Origin of the sequence: Halobacillus campisalis (assembly GCF_030345335.1) — a bacterium.
Taxonomy (GTDB): domain Bacteria; phylum Bacillota; class Bacilli; order Bacillales; family Halobacillaceae; genus Halobacillus_A; species Halobacillus_A campisalis.
Map to the genome: position 1 here is coordinate 514,643 of NZ_JAPVRC010000001.1, position 16,193 is coordinate 530,835.

The 16,193-nt window shown below is 41.1% G+C and carries 16 protein-coding genes; 2 read left to right on the forward strand and 14 right to left on the reverse strand.

Annotated elements, in window-relative coordinates; translation table 11 throughout:
* Positions 1-8: 8 nt before the first annotated feature.
* From spoIIIAE to O2Q26_RS02595, 9 genes are all read right to left on the reverse strand, one after another.
* Positions 9-1,166 (reverse strand): stage III sporulation protein AE, encoded by a 1,158-nt coding sequence (gene spoIIIAE / locus O2Q26_RS02555; RefSeq protein ID WP_253936957.1) that lies wholly within the window; start codon positions 1,164-1,166, stop codon positions 9-11.
* A 15-nt stretch (positions 1,167-1,181) separates the two neighbouring features.
* Entirely contained in the window at positions 1,182-1,580 is a 399-nt protein-coding gene (spoIIIAD, locus tag O2Q26_RS02560) for a stage III sporulation protein AD (RefSeq protein ID WP_289214429.1), read from the reverse strand.
* Between the two features lie 5 nt (positions 1,581-1,585).
* Positions 1,586-1,792, reverse strand: coding sequence for a stage III sporulation protein AC (gene spoIIIAC, locus O2Q26_RS02565; protein ID WP_253922296.1), 207 nt, complete (start codon positions 1,790-1,792; stop codon positions 1,586-1,588).
* Between the two features lie 19 nt (positions 1,793-1,811).
* Positions 1,812-2,321 carry a stage III sporulation protein SpoIIIAB gene (gene spoIIIAB / locus O2Q26_RS02570; RefSeq protein ID WP_253936959.1) on the reverse strand — a complete coding sequence of 170 codons (510 nt, stop codon included), beginning with the start codon at positions 2,319-2,321 and terminating at the stop codon, positions 1,812-1,814.
* Positions 2,266-3,240 carry a stage III sporulation protein AA gene (gene spoIIIAA / locus O2Q26_RS02575; protein ID WP_289214430.1) on the reverse strand — a complete coding sequence of 325 codons (975 nt, stop codon included), beginning with the start codon at positions 3,238-3,240 and terminating at the stop codon, positions 2,266-2,268. Before spoIIIAA ends, spoIIIAB begins: the two co-directional genes overlap by 56 nt.
* Before the next feature lie 198 nt (positions 3,241-3,438).
* The gene (gene efp / locus O2Q26_RS02580; protein WP_253936961.1) at positions 3,439-3,996 is read right to left on the reverse strand and encodes an elongation factor P; all 558 of its coding nucleotides are present in this window, start codon (positions 3,994-3,996) and stop codon (positions 3,439-3,441) included.
* Positions 3,997-4,013: 17 nt separating this feature from the next.
* A complete protein-coding gene (locus O2Q26_RS02585) occupies positions 4,014-5,075 on the reverse strand; it encodes a M24 family metallopeptidase (protein ID WP_289214431.1) in 1,062 nt (353 codons plus the stop codon).
* On the reverse strand, positions 5,068-5,526 hold the full coding sequence (gene aroQ, locus O2Q26_RS02590) for a type II 3-dehydroquinate dehydratase (protein WP_289214735.1): 459 nt from the start codon (positions 5,524-5,526) through the stop codon (positions 5,068-5,070). The genes O2Q26_RS02585 and aroQ overlap by 8 nt, the downstream gene beginning before the upstream one ends.
* A gap of 69 nt (positions 5,527-5,595) precedes the next feature.
* Positions 5,596-6,087: a YqhR family membrane protein gene (locus O2Q26_RS02595; protein WP_289214432.1), complete on the reverse strand. Its 492-nt coding sequence runs from the start codon at positions 6,085-6,087 to the stop codon at positions 5,596-5,598.
* A gap of 329 nt (positions 6,088-6,416) precedes the next feature.
* Between O2Q26_RS02595 and O2Q26_RS02600 the strand changes: the two genes are divergently transcribed.
* On the forward strand, positions 6,417-6,818 hold the full coding sequence (locus O2Q26_RS02600; protein WP_289214433.1) for an SA1362 family protein: 402 nt from the start codon (positions 6,417-6,419) through the stop codon (positions 6,816-6,818).
* Between the two features lie 20 nt (positions 6,819-6,838).
* Here the strand turns inward: O2Q26_RS02600 and O2Q26_RS02605 are convergent, their stop codons facing one another.
* The 3 genes from O2Q26_RS02605 to O2Q26_RS02615 all read right to left on the reverse strand — a co-directional run bounded on the left by O2Q26_RS02605 (position 6,839) and on the right by O2Q26_RS02615 (position 11,241).
* Positions 6,839-7,732 carry a patatin-like phospholipase family protein gene (locus O2Q26_RS02605; protein ID WP_352232194.1) on the reverse strand — a complete coding sequence of 298 codons (894 nt, stop codon included), beginning with the start codon at positions 7,730-7,732 and terminating at the stop codon, positions 6,839-6,841.
* Positions 7,733-7,813: 81 nt separating this feature from the next.
* Positions 7,814-8,251, reverse strand: coding sequence for a transcriptional regulator MntR (mntR, locus tag O2Q26_RS02610; RefSeq protein WP_253936966.1), 438 nt, complete (start codon positions 8,249-8,251; stop codon positions 7,814-7,816).
* A 419-nt stretch (positions 8,252-8,670) separates the two neighbouring features.
* Entirely contained in the window at positions 8,671-11,241 is a 2,571-nt protein-coding gene (locus tag O2Q26_RS02615; RefSeq protein WP_390216584.1) for a vitamin B12-dependent ribonucleotide reductase, read from the reverse strand.
* Between the two features lie 420 nt (positions 11,242-11,661).
* Between O2Q26_RS02615 and O2Q26_RS02620 the strand changes: the two genes are divergently transcribed.
* Positions 11,662-12,042, forward strand: a complete 381-nt coding sequence (locus tag O2Q26_RS02620; RefSeq protein WP_289214436.1) for a rhodanese-like domain-containing protein — start codon at positions 11,662-11,664, stop codon at positions 12,040-12,042.
* A gap of 1,329 nt (positions 12,043-13,371) precedes the next feature.
* Here the strand turns inward: O2Q26_RS02620 and gcvPB are convergent.
* Together gcvPB and gcvPA are read right to left on the reverse strand one after the other, a co-directional pair.
* Positions 13,372-14,835 (reverse strand): aminomethyl-transferring glycine dehydrogenase subunit GcvPB, encoded by a 1,464-nt coding sequence (gcvPB, locus tag O2Q26_RS02625; protein WP_289214437.1) that lies wholly within the window; start codon positions 14,833-14,835, stop codon positions 13,372-13,374.
* Positions 14,828-16,177, reverse strand: coding sequence for an aminomethyl-transferring glycine dehydrogenase subunit GcvPA (gene gcvPA / locus O2Q26_RS02630; RefSeq protein ID WP_289214438.1), 1,350 nt, complete (start codon positions 16,175-16,177; stop codon positions 14,828-14,830). The genes gcvPB and gcvPA overlap by 8 nt, the downstream gene beginning before the upstream one ends.
* Positions 16,178-16,193 lie beyond the last annotated feature (16 nt).

Genomic DNA, 16,193 nt, shown 5'->3' on the forward strand with positions numbered 1-16,193 from the left:
GATCACCCTTATCGAACCATCATAGTAATATTACTTGCAGCTACCATAATGACTATGACTAAAAAGAACATCATTGATACCATTAGCAAGGCAGCAAATATATACATCATATGACGACTGACAATATCCATCGCTGTAACGATCGGGCCATCTCCTAATGGCTGCAGAAGTGCCGCAGCTAATTTATAAATGATCGCTATGGCCAAAATTTTCAAAGCAGGAAATAAGGCGATCCCTAACAGGATGACAACCCCTGCCAGACCGAGCGTATTTTTTAATATTAGGGAGGCTCCCAAAATTGTATCGGTGGCATCTGTGAATAGTCTTCCTACGACCGGGACGAAGTTTCCTGTAACAAATCTTGCTGTTTTCATCGTGACACCATCCTGGACAGCGGTGACTGTTCCTTGTACCGAAATTACACCTAAGAACAACGTTAAATATACCGCCATCACTGCGACTCCAGTTTTTCGTAATAATTCTGCCAGCTGGTCTACTTTGAACGACTCATTCAATGTGCCGACGATCAACAGAAGCGCAGATGAAGCAAATAATGGAATTAATAAATGTTTTACCAACAGGCCGCTGGATTGGACTAAAGCAATTATAATTGGATGGAAAAAAGATATGGAAAGAAGATGGCTGAAGGATGCCATTATTCCGAGTAATAAAGGAAGCAGTCCGATCATGAAACTGCTCATTTGGTTTATAGCGCCAAGGGTGTATTCGATGACTTGTCCAAAGCTTTCTAAAGCCAAACCAATAAGCACAAGATAGACGACCATATAAGCAATGTTGGAAATCACGGTATTCTCAAAAGATGACTGCATTGCTTGAAGCAGCGTACTGAACAACGTCAAAAATAATAGAGCGCCAAGCAGCTTTCCATTCGAAAGAAGTTCATTAAACAGGAAATGAAGAATTCCTGATATCCAGCCAGAAGGTTCGACTTCTTTTTCGCTCCAGTCACTCATATCACTGAAAGAAATCGAAGGCATATACTCTCCGTATTGTTCGTGTAATTGCTCGTAGTTCCTCTCTAATTCTTCTGTTGAAAAATGTTCTCTTAACGATTCAACTTCTTCATTTGTAGTTGCAGCTGAGATGGCCATCGGAAAGAGAAGGAGTCCTATCCATAAAAAACATATAGACGTCATTAATTTCATGGCATACCTCAATCCTTAACCTGCCGCTCCAGGTATGAAATCCAAGATCGTTTCAATTAACGCCGTTATGATAGGTATCGCTAACATCAATATGAATAACTTACCAGCTAATTCAACCTTTGATGCTAAAGCTCCAAGCCCCGCATCACGGATGAGCTGAGCGCCAAATTCTGTGATGTAAGCAATACCTATGATTTTAAGAATGGTTTTAAAATAAATCGATTCGACTTGAGCTTGTTCAGACATATATTGAAGAAGAGAAAAAATATATTTAATTTGATCCAATATGGAAATGAAGATCAACAAAACTGTAAATAACAACAAAAGAAATGCGATAGAAGACTTTTGCTCTTTCAATAAGATGATGAGCATGGTAGCAATTAAACCTATAGAGACGATTTGAATGATGTCCATACCGGTTATCCCTGGTAAAGAAATACGGATTTGATTTGCTGGAATAAATCAGCAAGTCTGTGCAACACGATGAATAACACAATGATGAACCCTGTCAAAGTAACAACTTGAGCAATTTCTTCTTTTCCCATTTGCTTTAGAATACTGTGGAACATAGCTACGATGATTCCTATCCCAGCAATTTGAAACAGGATGGATGCGTCTTGGAACAAAAACGTCCCCTCCCCCTTGTCATATAAGTAGTAAAACCACTAATAAACCGCTAAGCACCCCAATCCCGCGCGCCAGCCGCTGATGCTTGACTGAAACTTCAATCGCCTCATTGAGCTGTAAATCAAGGTGGTGCAAAGTTAACTTAATCTGCTTTTGCTGTTGATCCAGATCATGCTGTCCTAGTGTATTTCCAAATTGGATCAATATATCCAATTCACTTTTGGCCATAGCATTCCAAAACCATTGCTTTCTTAATTCAGAAGTCCATAACTCACTAAAGTCTGTACATGTACTTTTTCCATTTACCAAACTTGAGAAAAAATAGCAGATTGGTGAAGGGAGCACTTTGGATAATTTTTCACATACATCCCACAATGAAGACTGACTATAAACCATTTCTGCCTCTATCATTTGAAGTGCGCTTTTCCACTGTCTAATTTGCCCTGGACGCTTTTTGAACTTTGACGCAGCGTCAAAACCTACCCACGTGGTGGCGACTAGTACGATCAGTGCTCCCAACCACTCCATGGTCCCCCTCCCCCTTTAACCTGATCAATTGACTACCCTTTTCATCTAACACTTCGATGCAGCTACTCGATGCAGATAGTCTATTAAGGATGATAAATCTATCGAAAGCCTGGTTTTCTATCAGTTCTTGAACATCCTGGCGCCGAGCTACAGATATTTGGTTGTTTCCATGTACGCTGCAAATCACCTGGACGCCGGTGTATATCGCTTCTTTTATAGCAAGTGCATCTTCCGTCCCCCCTATTTCATCAACAATGATGACTTCAGGGGACATTGAGCGGATCATCATCATCATACCGACGGCTTTTGGGCATCCATCCATAACATCTGTCCGCTCCCCTACTTCAAGCTGAGGGACGCCGTCTTTACAGGCAGCGATTTCAGATCTCTCATCAACGAGAGCCACTTTGGAGGCTGGTTTGAACTCTGTCCCAGAGCCAATCCATTTAGCAAGGTTTCTCAGTACGGTTGTCTTACCTGAATGAGGCGGACCGATAATTAATGTATTCAACCACTTTCCCTCATTTAATAGATAAGGCAGAACCTTTCTTCCGCTATCAATAGATGAGCGAGCTACTCTAATATTCATAAACGTTATATCTTTTAAAACTTCTACACTTCGTTCGTGGATGTTGGTTTTTCCAGCCAGTCCAATCCTGTGCCCCCCCTCTATCGTAATAAATCCTTCCTTCATTTCTTCCTTGAACTTATAGACGGAGAACTGGCTTACTTGGTTGAGTACATACGATAAGTCTTGCCTCCCTGCGACTTGATCCGTTACATAAGACACTCCATTAGTATCCGTCACTTCCAAGCATCGGTTAACTCGAAGGCGTATCTCTTGAACGGTATTCCAATTAATTTTTTTATGCATAGCGGGATGGTATGGATTCGGAAACAGCCGGATAATTTCCTTCATGGCACCATTCTCCTTTAGATGCTTTACCTTATATGTATGTCCTCTCTCAAAAGTTATGACACATGATAGAAAGTGGAAATAAAGAGATTGATATGCTGAATAAACGCTTGTTTCTATCATCATGAGAACAAAACTATTCATGGTTTTCGCCATAAAAAAAAGAGCAGCCCTATCAGGACTACTCTTCTAAACCTTTATTTATGCTCTGGATACGTATTTACCGTCCGTTGTACTGATCAATAAAACTTCGTCTTCATTTATGAAGAATGGAACTTGTACAATCAGCCCTGTTTCAAGAGTTGCTGGTTTAGTTCCGCCACTAGCGGTGTCACCTTTAATACCCGGTTCTGTTTCTACCACTTTAAGCTCTACGTTTTTAGGAAGCTCCACACCAATGGTTTCCCCTTGATAGGTTTGGATTTGAACTTCCATATTCTCTTTCAAATAATTGAGCTGATGTGAGATTTGAGCAGTAGGCAGTTCCACTTGCTCATAATTTTCTGTATCCATGAACGCGTGCATATCACCTGAACCATACAGATATTGCATTCTTCTATTCTCTATGTGAGCCTTCTCAACCTTTTCTCCTCCACGGAAGGTTTTTTCCTGGATGTTTCCGTTTCGCAAATTACGAAGCTTTGAGCGTACAAATGCCGCTCCTTTTCCTGGTTTCACATGCTGAAAATCCATAACTTGCCAAATATTACCATCAACTTCAATCGTTAACCCTGTGCGAAAATCGTTCACAGATATCATATTGAATTCCCTCCTAATTATAGTGTAATAAGCTTCTTAGTCGAATGACTTAATTTCTCGTTTCCGTTCTCAGTAATAATCGTATCATCTTCAATTCGACAGCCGCCGACTTTCGGAACATAGATGCCCGGTTCTACAGTCACAACCATACCAGGTTCCAATTTTATGTCTGATCTAAACGATAGACCGGGACCTTCATGGACATCGAGGCCAATACCGTGACCAGTCGAGTGACCAAAGTATTCACCATAGCCTTTTTCCTTAATATAATCACGGGTCAGCGCATCTGCTTCTTTCCCAGTGATTCCAGCTTTTAAACCTTCCATACCCTTCAACTGGGCGTGATACACTGTATCGTAGATTTCCTTTAGTTGATCACTGATTTCGCCGACAGCTACTGTACGGGTTATATCTGAACAATACCCTTTATATAGAGCACCGAAGTCTAATGTCACCAATTCTCCGGTTTGAATTTCTTTTTCAGAAGCAACTCCATGAGGAAGTGCGGAACGATACCCTGAAGCTACGATAATATCAAAGCTAGACGAGGAGGCACCTTGTTTTCTCATGAAGAATTCCAGCTCATTTGAGATATCAATTTCTCTGACACCCGGTTTTATATAGGAAAGAATATGCTCAAATGCATCATCAGCTATTTTAGTGGCATCCTTTAATATAGTAATCTCATCTTCGGTCTTTATCAAGCGTAACTTTTCGACCAAACCTGAGGTCGGAACAAATTCAGCATCCAATTTCTTAGCAAACATGTCATATTGCCCATATGTAAGATGATCTTTTTCAAAACCTACCTTCTTCAAGCCAAGGTTATCGATCTGAGTCGCCACTTCCTCATGTAAAGGTACTTTATGTTCAACAATCTCAAAATTGACGGCTTGCTCAGCAGCTTGCTCAGTATACCTGAAATCCGTAATAAACAAAGCTTTATTATGAGTAATAAGCAAGGCTCCGGCTGAACCTGTAAAATTCGTTAAATAGCGGCGGTTCTTTTCACTCATTATCAATAATCCATCTAATTGTTGTTTCTCAAAAGCCTGGCGTAAGTTATCAAGTTTACCCATCAGCTTCTCTCCCTTCGTTTTCCAGTTTATTAATCAATCCTAGAGCAGCGATTCGATAGCCTTCGATTCCGAATCCTACAATTTGGCCCATACACACAGGCGCTAACATGGAATGATGCCTGAACTCTTCGCGTGCATGAACGTTTGAAATATGAATTTCAACTACCGGTACAGATATGCTGGCAATCGCATCACGCAAGGCAATGCTCGTATGAGTATAAGCTGCGGGGTTGAAAATAACTCCAGCCACAGTACCCTCCGCCTCGTGGAGGCGATCGATCAGTTCCCCTTCGTGATTTGATTGAAAGCACTCCAATTTATAGTGATAAGCTGAAGCAGCTTCCGTCACCAGACTCTCCACGTCTTGCAAGGTATGATGGCCATAGGTTTTCGGTTCTCTTTGACCAAGTCTATTCAAATTAGGGCCATTCAATAAAAGCAATCGTTTCAACAATCATCAGCCACCCAACTATTTCAGAATGAATACTCTCCGTTATTTTATCATACTATGAGCATATCATCACTTCGTCTGCTGGTTGTATTCGTGAAACTCGTAAGATATAGAATATCCAATGAATACACCATACAAGATAAATAAGCATAAATTAGTTACGATGGAATCTCCTGATAATTCTCTCCAGTGAGGTACAGCCTTAAATATAGGATTTAAGCCAAAATAAATTCCTACAAAAATCACCAGACCGAAAAGCAGTCCAGGCCATATACCATTCATACTTTTCAAAGCTGTATAATAGATAAGCGCTGTTAAAACAGATAATAAACCTACAATTATCACAGCTAATATCTCGCCCAATAAAGAACTTGTCCATTCTGTCTCCCAAAAAGAGCGAAAAACGAATGATGCAGCTGATACTTCTGAAAAATGAAAATAGTAAGATAAAGCTCCAATCCCACTCCACAAAACTCCCGCAACGAATCCGACTGTTAATGATTTAGCCAGCACACTATGCGGGGGTTCTTTTTTGCTTTGTTCTTTTTGTTCATCCGACATTATAATCACCTCGAACTTATAGTTACCAACATTTTAAAATTTCATCCACTTTCGACCATCTTAATGGTAGTGAAACTTGCAAATATACTGTAAAATAAAAGTATGAAAAATATAGAAGCAAATCGAAGCGATCAGTCAATCGTTTTTTTTAAAGCAGCCCTAGAAGAATGAATACTTTAAGTATTTTCGGAAAGAATCTAAACTATTACCACGCTCCTTATAAGCTAATTAATAAAATATGCTAGAAAATGATAAAAGTGCACAGAATAGTGGTATACAATTAGTAAAGACCTGAAATATGCCGAATTCTTAAAAAGGGGGATAACACAATGACCAGAAAATGGATTACTCCTGTCATTTACACTCTGATCGCACTTGCTGTTTTTTATGTGGCTGTTCAATTGCTGACGGACACTACCAGTTTCCTATCATCAATTATCATGATGATCGGATTTGCCGTTCTACTATATGGTGCTATCTATTTCTTTTTTCTCCGTCACCGCATGGGGTCTGGAGGAAATAAAAATGAGATGAAAAAATATAAACAAGCGGTCAAACAATCCAAACAAAAATACAAAGCTCCTAGTCCTGTTAAAGCATCTAAAGTAAAAACGAATCCTTCATTTAAAACAGCGTCCATACAAAAGAAAAAAAGCAGAAGAAAAAACACACCTAATCTCAGGGTTATAGAAGGTAGTAAAAATACTAAAAAAGATCGAGCCTCCTTTTAATTATCGCGGGCTCGATCTTTTTATTTTGACCATCTTTTCAAAAATTTCTCCGCTTGTTCACGGCCTAAATCAATCAACATCTCTTTATGCTTAGTACTCAAGTGGAAATCTGTCGTTTCTACTCCTTTTACGGGTATAAAAATAATATCACGGCTTTTAGAAGCTGATATATATCTGGCATCATGAGCCTGCTTCATCGTATTGAATAAGGCTTGAAACATCTCTATTGCGTTTTTGATTCTCTTTTCAGGTAAGTGGTCAGGAGGATCGCTAAGCTGCATCCCAATGATTGGCCGCTTCCTCCTTCCATGCTCATTTTCAAACAGCCAAATAGGGAAATTACTTAGAACACCTCCATCGACTAATATAGACTTCCCTTTCTTGCCGTGCAGCTTTACCGGCATAAAAAAATAGGGCAGGGTGGCACTTATTCTTGCTGCTTTTGCCACTGAAAATGTATTCGGATCTATGCCATAGACCTCTTTTAAATCATCGGGTATTACGACCATCCTCCCTAATGTCAAGTCTGAGCACACAATCTTAAGCTCTCCCTCCGGCAAGTGGGCAAAAGTCTTTATGCCTTTTTTTTGAAGCCATTTCTCCAATACATCTTCTAACCTATTCCCTCTGTAAAGACCCATCCGAAAATATAAATATATCCATTTGGAAAACGGGAAAATTTGATCCACAAATGGTTGATCAATCAAATTTTCCAAAGTGAGCTCTTCAAGTATTACTCTTAAATCTTCAGAGGTATACCCCGCTGCTTTCAAGCAAGCAACAATAGCACCAGCCGAGGTTCCTGCCACTCGCTGAAAAGAATAGTCATTCTTTTCAAGCACTTCTAAAGCACCAATAAAAGCTAAGGATTTAACACCCCCGCCAGAGAAAACGCCGTCTATGTTCACGCACATCCCCCCCATATGTTATTTATAAGTGTTGAGAGTGTTATATAGAACGGAAGCCATAAAAAAAAGACGTAATTCTACGTCTTCTTAATCCGTCTCATTATTCTGCTCTTCATTTTTTTGCTGCACACTTCTTAAGTCATCAACTCGGCTGGACTCTTCTTCAAAATATTGCACCAGGTCGCCTATACGATCTATGGAATCCCAGCTTAAATGATGCTCGATTCCTTCTACATCTTCATATATTATATCCGGATCGACGCCTATGATCGCAAGGAATTGTTCTAGTAACTCATGGCGGTAGACAAGCCGCTTACCTACTTTCTTTCCTTTAGGAGTTAATATAAGTCCCCTGTACTTCTCATAATTCAAGTATTGATCACGGTCTAATTTTTGGACCATTTTTGTTACGGAAGAGGGGTGAACTTGCAGATTCTCCGCAATGTCTGAAACCCGTGCATACCCTTTATCCTCAATTAATATGTAAATTTGTTCAATATAATCTTCCATACTTGGCGTTGGCATGTTAAACCCCCAATAATGCTTATGTTCTGTAGGCCTATTCAAGAAAATGATACACTAGTTCAACCTCAATGACAAGGAAGGGTGTGGCAATCCCCTAAGTTTGAAGACGCAAATCAAAGATATATTGGCGTTTCCGACACTAAAGATAGTTTTTGAAGGTCCAGGAAAGCGAGTCCCATCCTAGAAATTCCTTTTACTTATCACGATGGTGGAACTATGAAGTGTCTGAACTTTGAGTCTTAACAATCCTTACATTCAGACGAACAGCAAATCACAAGTTCCCATAACCTTATACAAAAAAACCGCTCCACTCGTTTTAATGTAAGCGACTAAACTTAACAAAAAACAAGATAGAGCGATTTTTTATGAGTAACTTTTCAGCTGCTATTATCTTAGGGACAGCTTATTTTACTAGTGTTTTATAATCCACACTTCAACTGAGCATTACAGTTTGTACATGTGTTGCATCCACCAATATCTTCTACTGTTCCCTTACGACAGACAGGGCATGTATCTCCTACCTCAGAACCGATGGTAACGTTTGTCTTTTCCAACTCATGGACAGTATCCATAAGGACAACTCTCGGCTTCTTCTCTTCCTCAAAATCGAATTCGGTTTGTTCTCCTTCAAAACCGTTTTCTTCTGCTTTGAGCGTAAGCACCTGGCTGTCACGGCTGCCGTCTACATACACCGTGCCGCCTTTTGCTCCACCGTGGTAAAGTCGCTGATAAACCTTCTCTACTTGCTCTACAGAATAGCCTTTCGGGGCATTCACCGTCTTCGAAATTGAACTGTCCACCCAGCGCTGGATCACACATTGAGTATCTGCATGCGCTTCAGGAGACATCGTCATCGCAGTGATGAACCATTCAGGCAGTTGGTCTGGATCCTGCTCAGGATTCCTGTCTAAATATTCTTTAACAATATCCGCTTTTACTTCGATAAATTTACCTAAACGGCCGCTTCTATAATACGAGAAGGAAAAATAAGGCTCGAGCCCGGTACTTACTCCGACCATAGTTCCTGTGCTTCCCGTTGGAGCTACAGTTAATAAGTGAGAGTTACGAATGCCGTATTTCAGAACACCTTCTTTTATATCATCAGGCATGTCCTGCATATAGCCCGTGTTAACGAAATTCTGACGTAATTGTTTCGTTTCTTCATCTGTTTGCCCGATTAGGAAAGGAAAGCTTCCTTTTTCTTCAGCCAAGGCGATCGACTCGCGGTAAGCTGTCGTAGCAATGACTTCGAAAATTTCATCAACAAGTTGATTTCCTTCTTGTGAACCGTATTCTGTCTCACAGTAAATCAACAGGTCGTGCAGACCCATTACTCCTAAACCAACACGGCGCTCACCAAGCGCTTGCTTTTTATTTTCTTCAAGGAAATACGGTGTAGCATCAATAACATTGTCTTGCATGCGAACCCCAGTGGCGACTGTTTTTCTCAATTGATCAAAATCAACTTGTTTATTATCTTTATCTGCCACAGATGCTAGATTTACAGCCGCTAAATTACAAACGGAGAATGGAGCTAAAGGCTGTTCCCCACAAGGGTTGGTAGCTACGACCTTTTGTCCGTAAGCACTAGCGTTAGTTTTTTCATTCGCATTATCGATGTAGAAAATACCCGGCTCTGCCGAATACGTCGCACAGATGTTAATGAGATTCCAGAGTTCCTTCGCTTTTACTGTACGGTATGTTCGAACAGCCAAACCTTTCTCTTCCCATTCACGAACATCTCCGCTCGCCTGCCATTCTGCATTGTAAATTTCCATTTCTTCTTTTGAATAGCTTTCTACATCTGGGAATCGGAGACGATAGTCCTCATCGTTTTCAACAGCTTCCATAAAATCCTTTGTGATACAAACAGAGATGTTAGCCCCTGTCAAAAATTCGGAATTGTTGACCGTGTATGTTCCACCTGTATAAAGCTTTTCTTCCGCTTCCCGAATGCCGCTCTCTGTAAAACCGCCCTGACCCGGCATGGTCTTGTAGTTGACAACACTCTGATAAAGATCTCTTTCCGTTTCTGTTAACGGAGCGAATTTCAGCTTATCTTTTGCCAGCTTTTTGATTTCCTCATCTTCTGTATTTTCAATTAAATAACGCAGAATACGAGGGTTCTGCATTTTTGAAATGATAAATTCTACGATATCCGGATGCCAATCAGCCAGCATGATCATTTGTGCTCCACGTCTCGAACCGCCTTGCTCTACTAAGTGAGTCAGTTTAGCAATGTCATCAAGCCATGATACAGAACCTGAAGATTTACCGTTTACCCCGCGAGCAAGTGTATTCCGCGGTCTCAGCGTTGAACCATTCGTCCCTACGCCTCCGCCTCTGGACATGATCTCCATTACTTGTTTACGGTGATCAGAGATTCCTTCGCGCGAATCCTGGATGTAAGGCATAACGTAACAATTAAAGTACGTGACATCTGTATTAGAACCAGCCCCATACAATACTCTGCCTGCCGGGATAAAGTTCAGGTTAGAAAGCTCTTCATAAAATCTTTCGAAACTTTCCTGTCTCTTTTGTTCATCTGCTTCTACTGCCGATAACCCGGAAGCATTTCTTAACGCGATCTGTTCATAATAAACTTCTAAAGGCTTATCTATCGTGTCAAGGCTTTTAGTGATCAAACCTGTCTGCTGCTCTTCTTCGCTGTCCAATACGTTTACAAATTCCGGCTCCACTTTGACCACAGCTTTGTGTGTATTCCAGTCGATGGATTGGATAAACCCGAATCCACGTGCCGGAAACTTAGGATCATCTTTGACCGTAAGTACGACAAAGTCCCCTTCTGCTAAGGTCAGCTTTTCCGTGTCTTTAAACGCGTAACGATCCAACATTACCAGTCTTGATACGCCGCTATGGGTCAAATGCATATTCTCAGTCACTTCATGCACTTGCTCAAATTGGCGTATGTCCGCATTCAAGCGCTCCACGTTAATTTTTGAATTTGCATCTTTCGTTGTGGGCGTCATTTGCATGCAAACCTCTCCCTTCCCTCATGCTTGTTAGGGCATGTCTTAAAACTTTATAAAGAATTAATATATTAGTAACATACCACATTCAAGAAAAATTAATCAATATATTGTGCTCAAAAATTACACAATACCTATATATTGTGTTTTTGAACAACCATGTAGAACTTTGTCAATTTACAAATCGTTCAAAAATGAAAGTGAACGGAAGGTAATCAAAGTAAATAGAGTTAAATAAACGATTAGTCACTTTTTTTATCAGTTGCAAAATTCGACAAGAGCGAAATGTCGTAAGATTGATTCTTCCAATCCAAAAAGCCATTATAAATTCTTTCTACTCAAAAGTCCAAGATAAAAAAACTTTGAAATAGGATGGATTCCCTCATATAATAGATAGGGGAAGAGGGGGTAGAAAGATATATGGAACTTTGGATTTTAATCGGTGCATTAGTATTTTTGATAGCTTTCGGAGTTTATCGATTTTTGAAAGCTAGAAAGATATTGACTACATTATCAGAGGATGAATTTCGACAAGGATATAGAAAAGCTCAGCTTATTGATGTACGCGAACCAAAAGAATTTGATGGCGGCCACATTTTAGGAGCTCGTAATATCCCGCTTTCTCAGATGAGAAACCGTCTCATAGAAATTCGCAAAGACAAGCCTGTTTACCTTTACTGTCAAAGCGGAGCACGCTCCACAAGGGCGGCCTTGATGCTGAATAAGAAAGGGTACTCTAATCTTAACCAGCTGCAGGGCGGCTTCAAAAAATGGAACGGAAAAATTAAAACGAAAAAATAACAGAAGCTGAACCTGTAAATAACTAGAATCCTTAAAAAAGTTAACAGCTTATGAGATCGAGTATACAACCTTTTAGTGTATACTCGATATTTTTTTGTTCTTGTGAATTTCAGTCTTGTTAATGATATAAACTCCCTTAAGTTGAAGACTAATTTTCCAGATGTTGGGGCTGTTTCCGTTATGTTTAACTGCAGGAAGAGCTCCGGGAAATCACTCGCTTTCCGTGGGAGCGCAGTGAGCTTCCTCAGGCTGCCGCCTTCCGGGATCTCACCAAGCACTCTTTTCCCACAGGAGTCTCGCGATTTCCCGGAGCTTTTTTCGATCATTAGTAGAACGGAAACTCTCAGGACAGAACTTCTATACCTAAGAACAAAGAAAAAATCAATTATGAAGTTTTTTACTCAGAACATGGCAAGGTAGTGAGATATATCCCCTCCATCCATGTAGTGTGTCCTACCCAAGTAGAAGAAGCTTCTCTCCTTAATTAATAAATTTAAATGCTGGAGGTGATTACCACGCATGCTCCAGTTGTTTACGATACCGTCTTCGTATGAAAATACAAACATTAATGTTAAATACTGAGGGTCGTAACAAAGATCTCTTGGAAAAAATTGAGGTAGAACACAATATTTTCATTTCACAGGAATCGTGAAGAAGCTCTTTTTTTATGAGAGGGGCGTTTCTCCCCTTCAGCGAATGGGAATGTTGGGAAGCTGCGAGACTCCCTTTGTAAAAGCGAAAGCGCTTCGTTCAGCGACGTATGGACTGGATGAGATAAAGGAAACATGAAGAACGGAGAGAGTCTATGTTGACTTATCGTACAGAAGTGAAGTAAGTCTCGTTAACCCGCTAAGCGTCGAAACTCGAATACGCGGGTGAGATGAGATCATGGCAGTCACTTCATAATGAAAGGGTGGGTAGGTAACGTTGGTACCAGAGAGTTATTTGGTTCTCTTTCTTAGTTCCGTCCCTTCATATAAGTTAGGTGGTTTTAGGAATGGGCGAGACTCCTGTGGGAAGAGAGTGATTGGTGAGATCCCGGAAGGCGGCAGCCTGAGGAAGCTCACTGCACTCCCACGGAAAGCGAGTCCATTCCTAAAACCACCTTCCACTCATCAAGATGACGGAACAGCAGAGATCCCACAGGAAAGCGAGTAGCTTCCCAACCACCCCTGACTCTCAATACGGGAACGAACCCATACTACCTCGAAACCGAGTCTTTCACTATCCTGCCATATCGTTGAATAACTAATATCAAAGTAAAAGGTAGAAGTCCACCTTTTTTCTCTGGTGGACTTCTACCTTTTGGTTTTTCCGTATCCGTGCTTACTATTCTTCTTTAAGGTACCTGAGTACTGGTTTTCTAGCTGCTTTCGTTTCATCCATCCTACTTACAATCGTCGTATGAGGCGCTTCTTGGACTTTCTCCGGATCATCCTTCGCTTCCTGAGAAATCTGCAGCATAGCATCAACGAATGCATCCAGCGTTTCTTTGGATTCCGTTTCTGTAGGTTCTGCCATTATTGCCTCTTCTACATTAATCGGAAAATAAATCGTTGGCGGGTGATAGCCAAAGTCGAGCAGCCGCTTAGCTATATCCAGAGTACGAACCCCTAATTTCTTTTGACGCTTTCCAGACAAAACAAATTCATGCTTACAATGCTGCTCGAAAGGAAGATCATATTCTTGCTGTAATCTCCGCATCATATAGTTAGCATTAAGTACGGCATACTCACTCACTTTTTTCAATCCTTCGGCGCCCATTGTCCGGATATACGTATAAGCACGTACATTGATACCGAAGTTACCGTAATAAGGTTTCACACGCCCGATAGATTTCGGTCTATCATAGTCGAAGACAAACTCTTCATTACGTTTAATTAAGATTGGTTTAGGCAAAAATGGTTCAAACTCAGCAGTAACACCAACTGGGCCTGAACCAGGTCCTCCGCCTCCATGAGGTCCTGTGAAGGTTTTATGAAGGTTCAAGTGAACGACATCAAATCCCATATCTCCTGGCCTTGCGTAACCTAGAATCGCGTTCAGGTTAGCTCCATCATAATACAATTTACCGCCAGCTTCGTGTATGATTGAAGCCATCTCTTCAATGTTTTCTTCAAATAATCCGAGCGTATTCGGATTCGTAAGCATAAGGGCGGCTGTCTGCTCGTCTACTACACGCTTCAAGTCCTCTAAATCAACGAGACCTCGGTCGTCAGATTTCACAGTAACTGCCTCAAACCCTGCGACTGTAGCAGAAGCTGGGTTCGTTCCATGAGCAGAATCCGGAACTATCACTTTCGTACGATTAAAATCGCCGTTGCCTTCGTGGAACGCACGAATCATCATTAACCCAGTCCACTCCCCATGGGCACCTGCCGCGGGTTGAAGTGTTACAGTATCCATCCCTGTAATTTCTGCTAATGTTTCCTGTAAATCAAACATAAGACTAAGTGCCCCTTGCACCGTTCCCTCAGGTTGAAGTGGATGAATATGGCTGAATCCCGTAAGACGAGCGACATCCTCGTTCATTTTCGGATTGTACTTCATCGTACAAGAACCTAAAGGATAAAAACCAGAGTCTACGCCATGGTTCCTCGTCGATAAAGCAGTATAGTGACGCATGATCTGTAATTCACTAACTTCAGGAAGATCAGGTTCACTTTTTCTTACGAATGCGTCTCCTAATTGCTCGTCAATATTTGTTTCTGGCACATCGAATTCAGGAAGGCTGTAACCCGTCCGGCTCTCTTGACTAAGTTCAAAAATTAATGGAAAGTCCTGGTTAGCCACAAATATCCCCCACTTCTTTTACGAACTGATCGATTTCTTTTTTTGTTCGAATTTCTGTAACGGCTACAAGCATATGACCTTTTAAGTCTGAAAAATCCCTGTGAAGATCATATCCTCCGATAAAGCCCTGGCGAAGCAGCTCTTGATTCACCAGTTCGACATCTTCGTCCAATTTTAGAACAATTTCATTGAAAAAAGCTCCGCGAAAAGCTAATTCAAATCCGGCATTTTCCAACTGTTTTTTCATATAATGAGTCTTTTGCAGGTTCATCCATGCCATTTTCTTAAGGCCTTGCTTACCTAGAGAAGACATAGCTACTGAAGAAGCTAACGCGTTCAAAGCCTGGTTAGAACAAATATTGGATGTTGCCTTATCCCTGCGTATATGCTGTTCTCTGGCTTGCAGTGTCAAAACAAACCCTCTTCTTCCTTGTTCGTCATTAGTTTGACCAACTAATCGTCCTGGAACTTTACGCATCAGTTTTTTTGTTGTCGCAAAATAGCCGCAGTGAGGTCCTCCGAATTGAGCAGGAATTCCGAAAACTTGTGCATCTCCTACGACGATATCAGCCCCGAATTCGCCAGGAGGAGTGATGTATCCCAGCGCTAACGGATTACTCGATGCAATCAACATCGCTTTCTTTTCTTGATCCACAATTTCGCGTACACGATCGAGACGTTCAACCTGACCAAAAAAGTTAGGGTATTGAATGACAACACTCGCTGTGTTTTCATCCAATTCCCTTTCCAATTGTTCAAGATCAGTCACCCCATTGACATGATCTATCTCTACAATTTCTAAGCCTGGCCCTTTTACATATGAATGGATAACCGCCATGGATTCTGGATGGATTGCTTTAGATACGAGCACTTTTTTCTTCTTCGTATGGCCGGCTGAAACATTAACTGCCTCCGCAAGAGCAGTTCCTCCGTCGTACATGGAAGAATTCGAAACGTCCATTCCTGTCAGCTCGCAAATCATCGTTTGAAATTCAAAGATAGCTTGTAGTTCACCTTGTGAGATTTCAGGCTGGTACGGAGTGTAAGCTGTATAAAATTCAGACCGGGAGATGACGTGGTTTACTATCGATGGGATGTAGTGATCGTAAACACCCGCGCCTAAGAAGCTAGTATGAGACTTAGTATTTATGTTTTGCTGCGACAGGTCTGTCAGCTCTTTCGTAAGCGTGTACTCGTTGGCTGGAGGCTTTATATTCAAGTCTCCTTTGAACCTTATGCTTTCAGGGATATCGGCAAAAAGCTCATCAGTAGTTTGTACACCGATAGTTGATAGCATATCCTTCTTATCCTGCTCGGTCATAGGTAAGTATCGAAATTCCATTGTTGTCGTTCCTCCG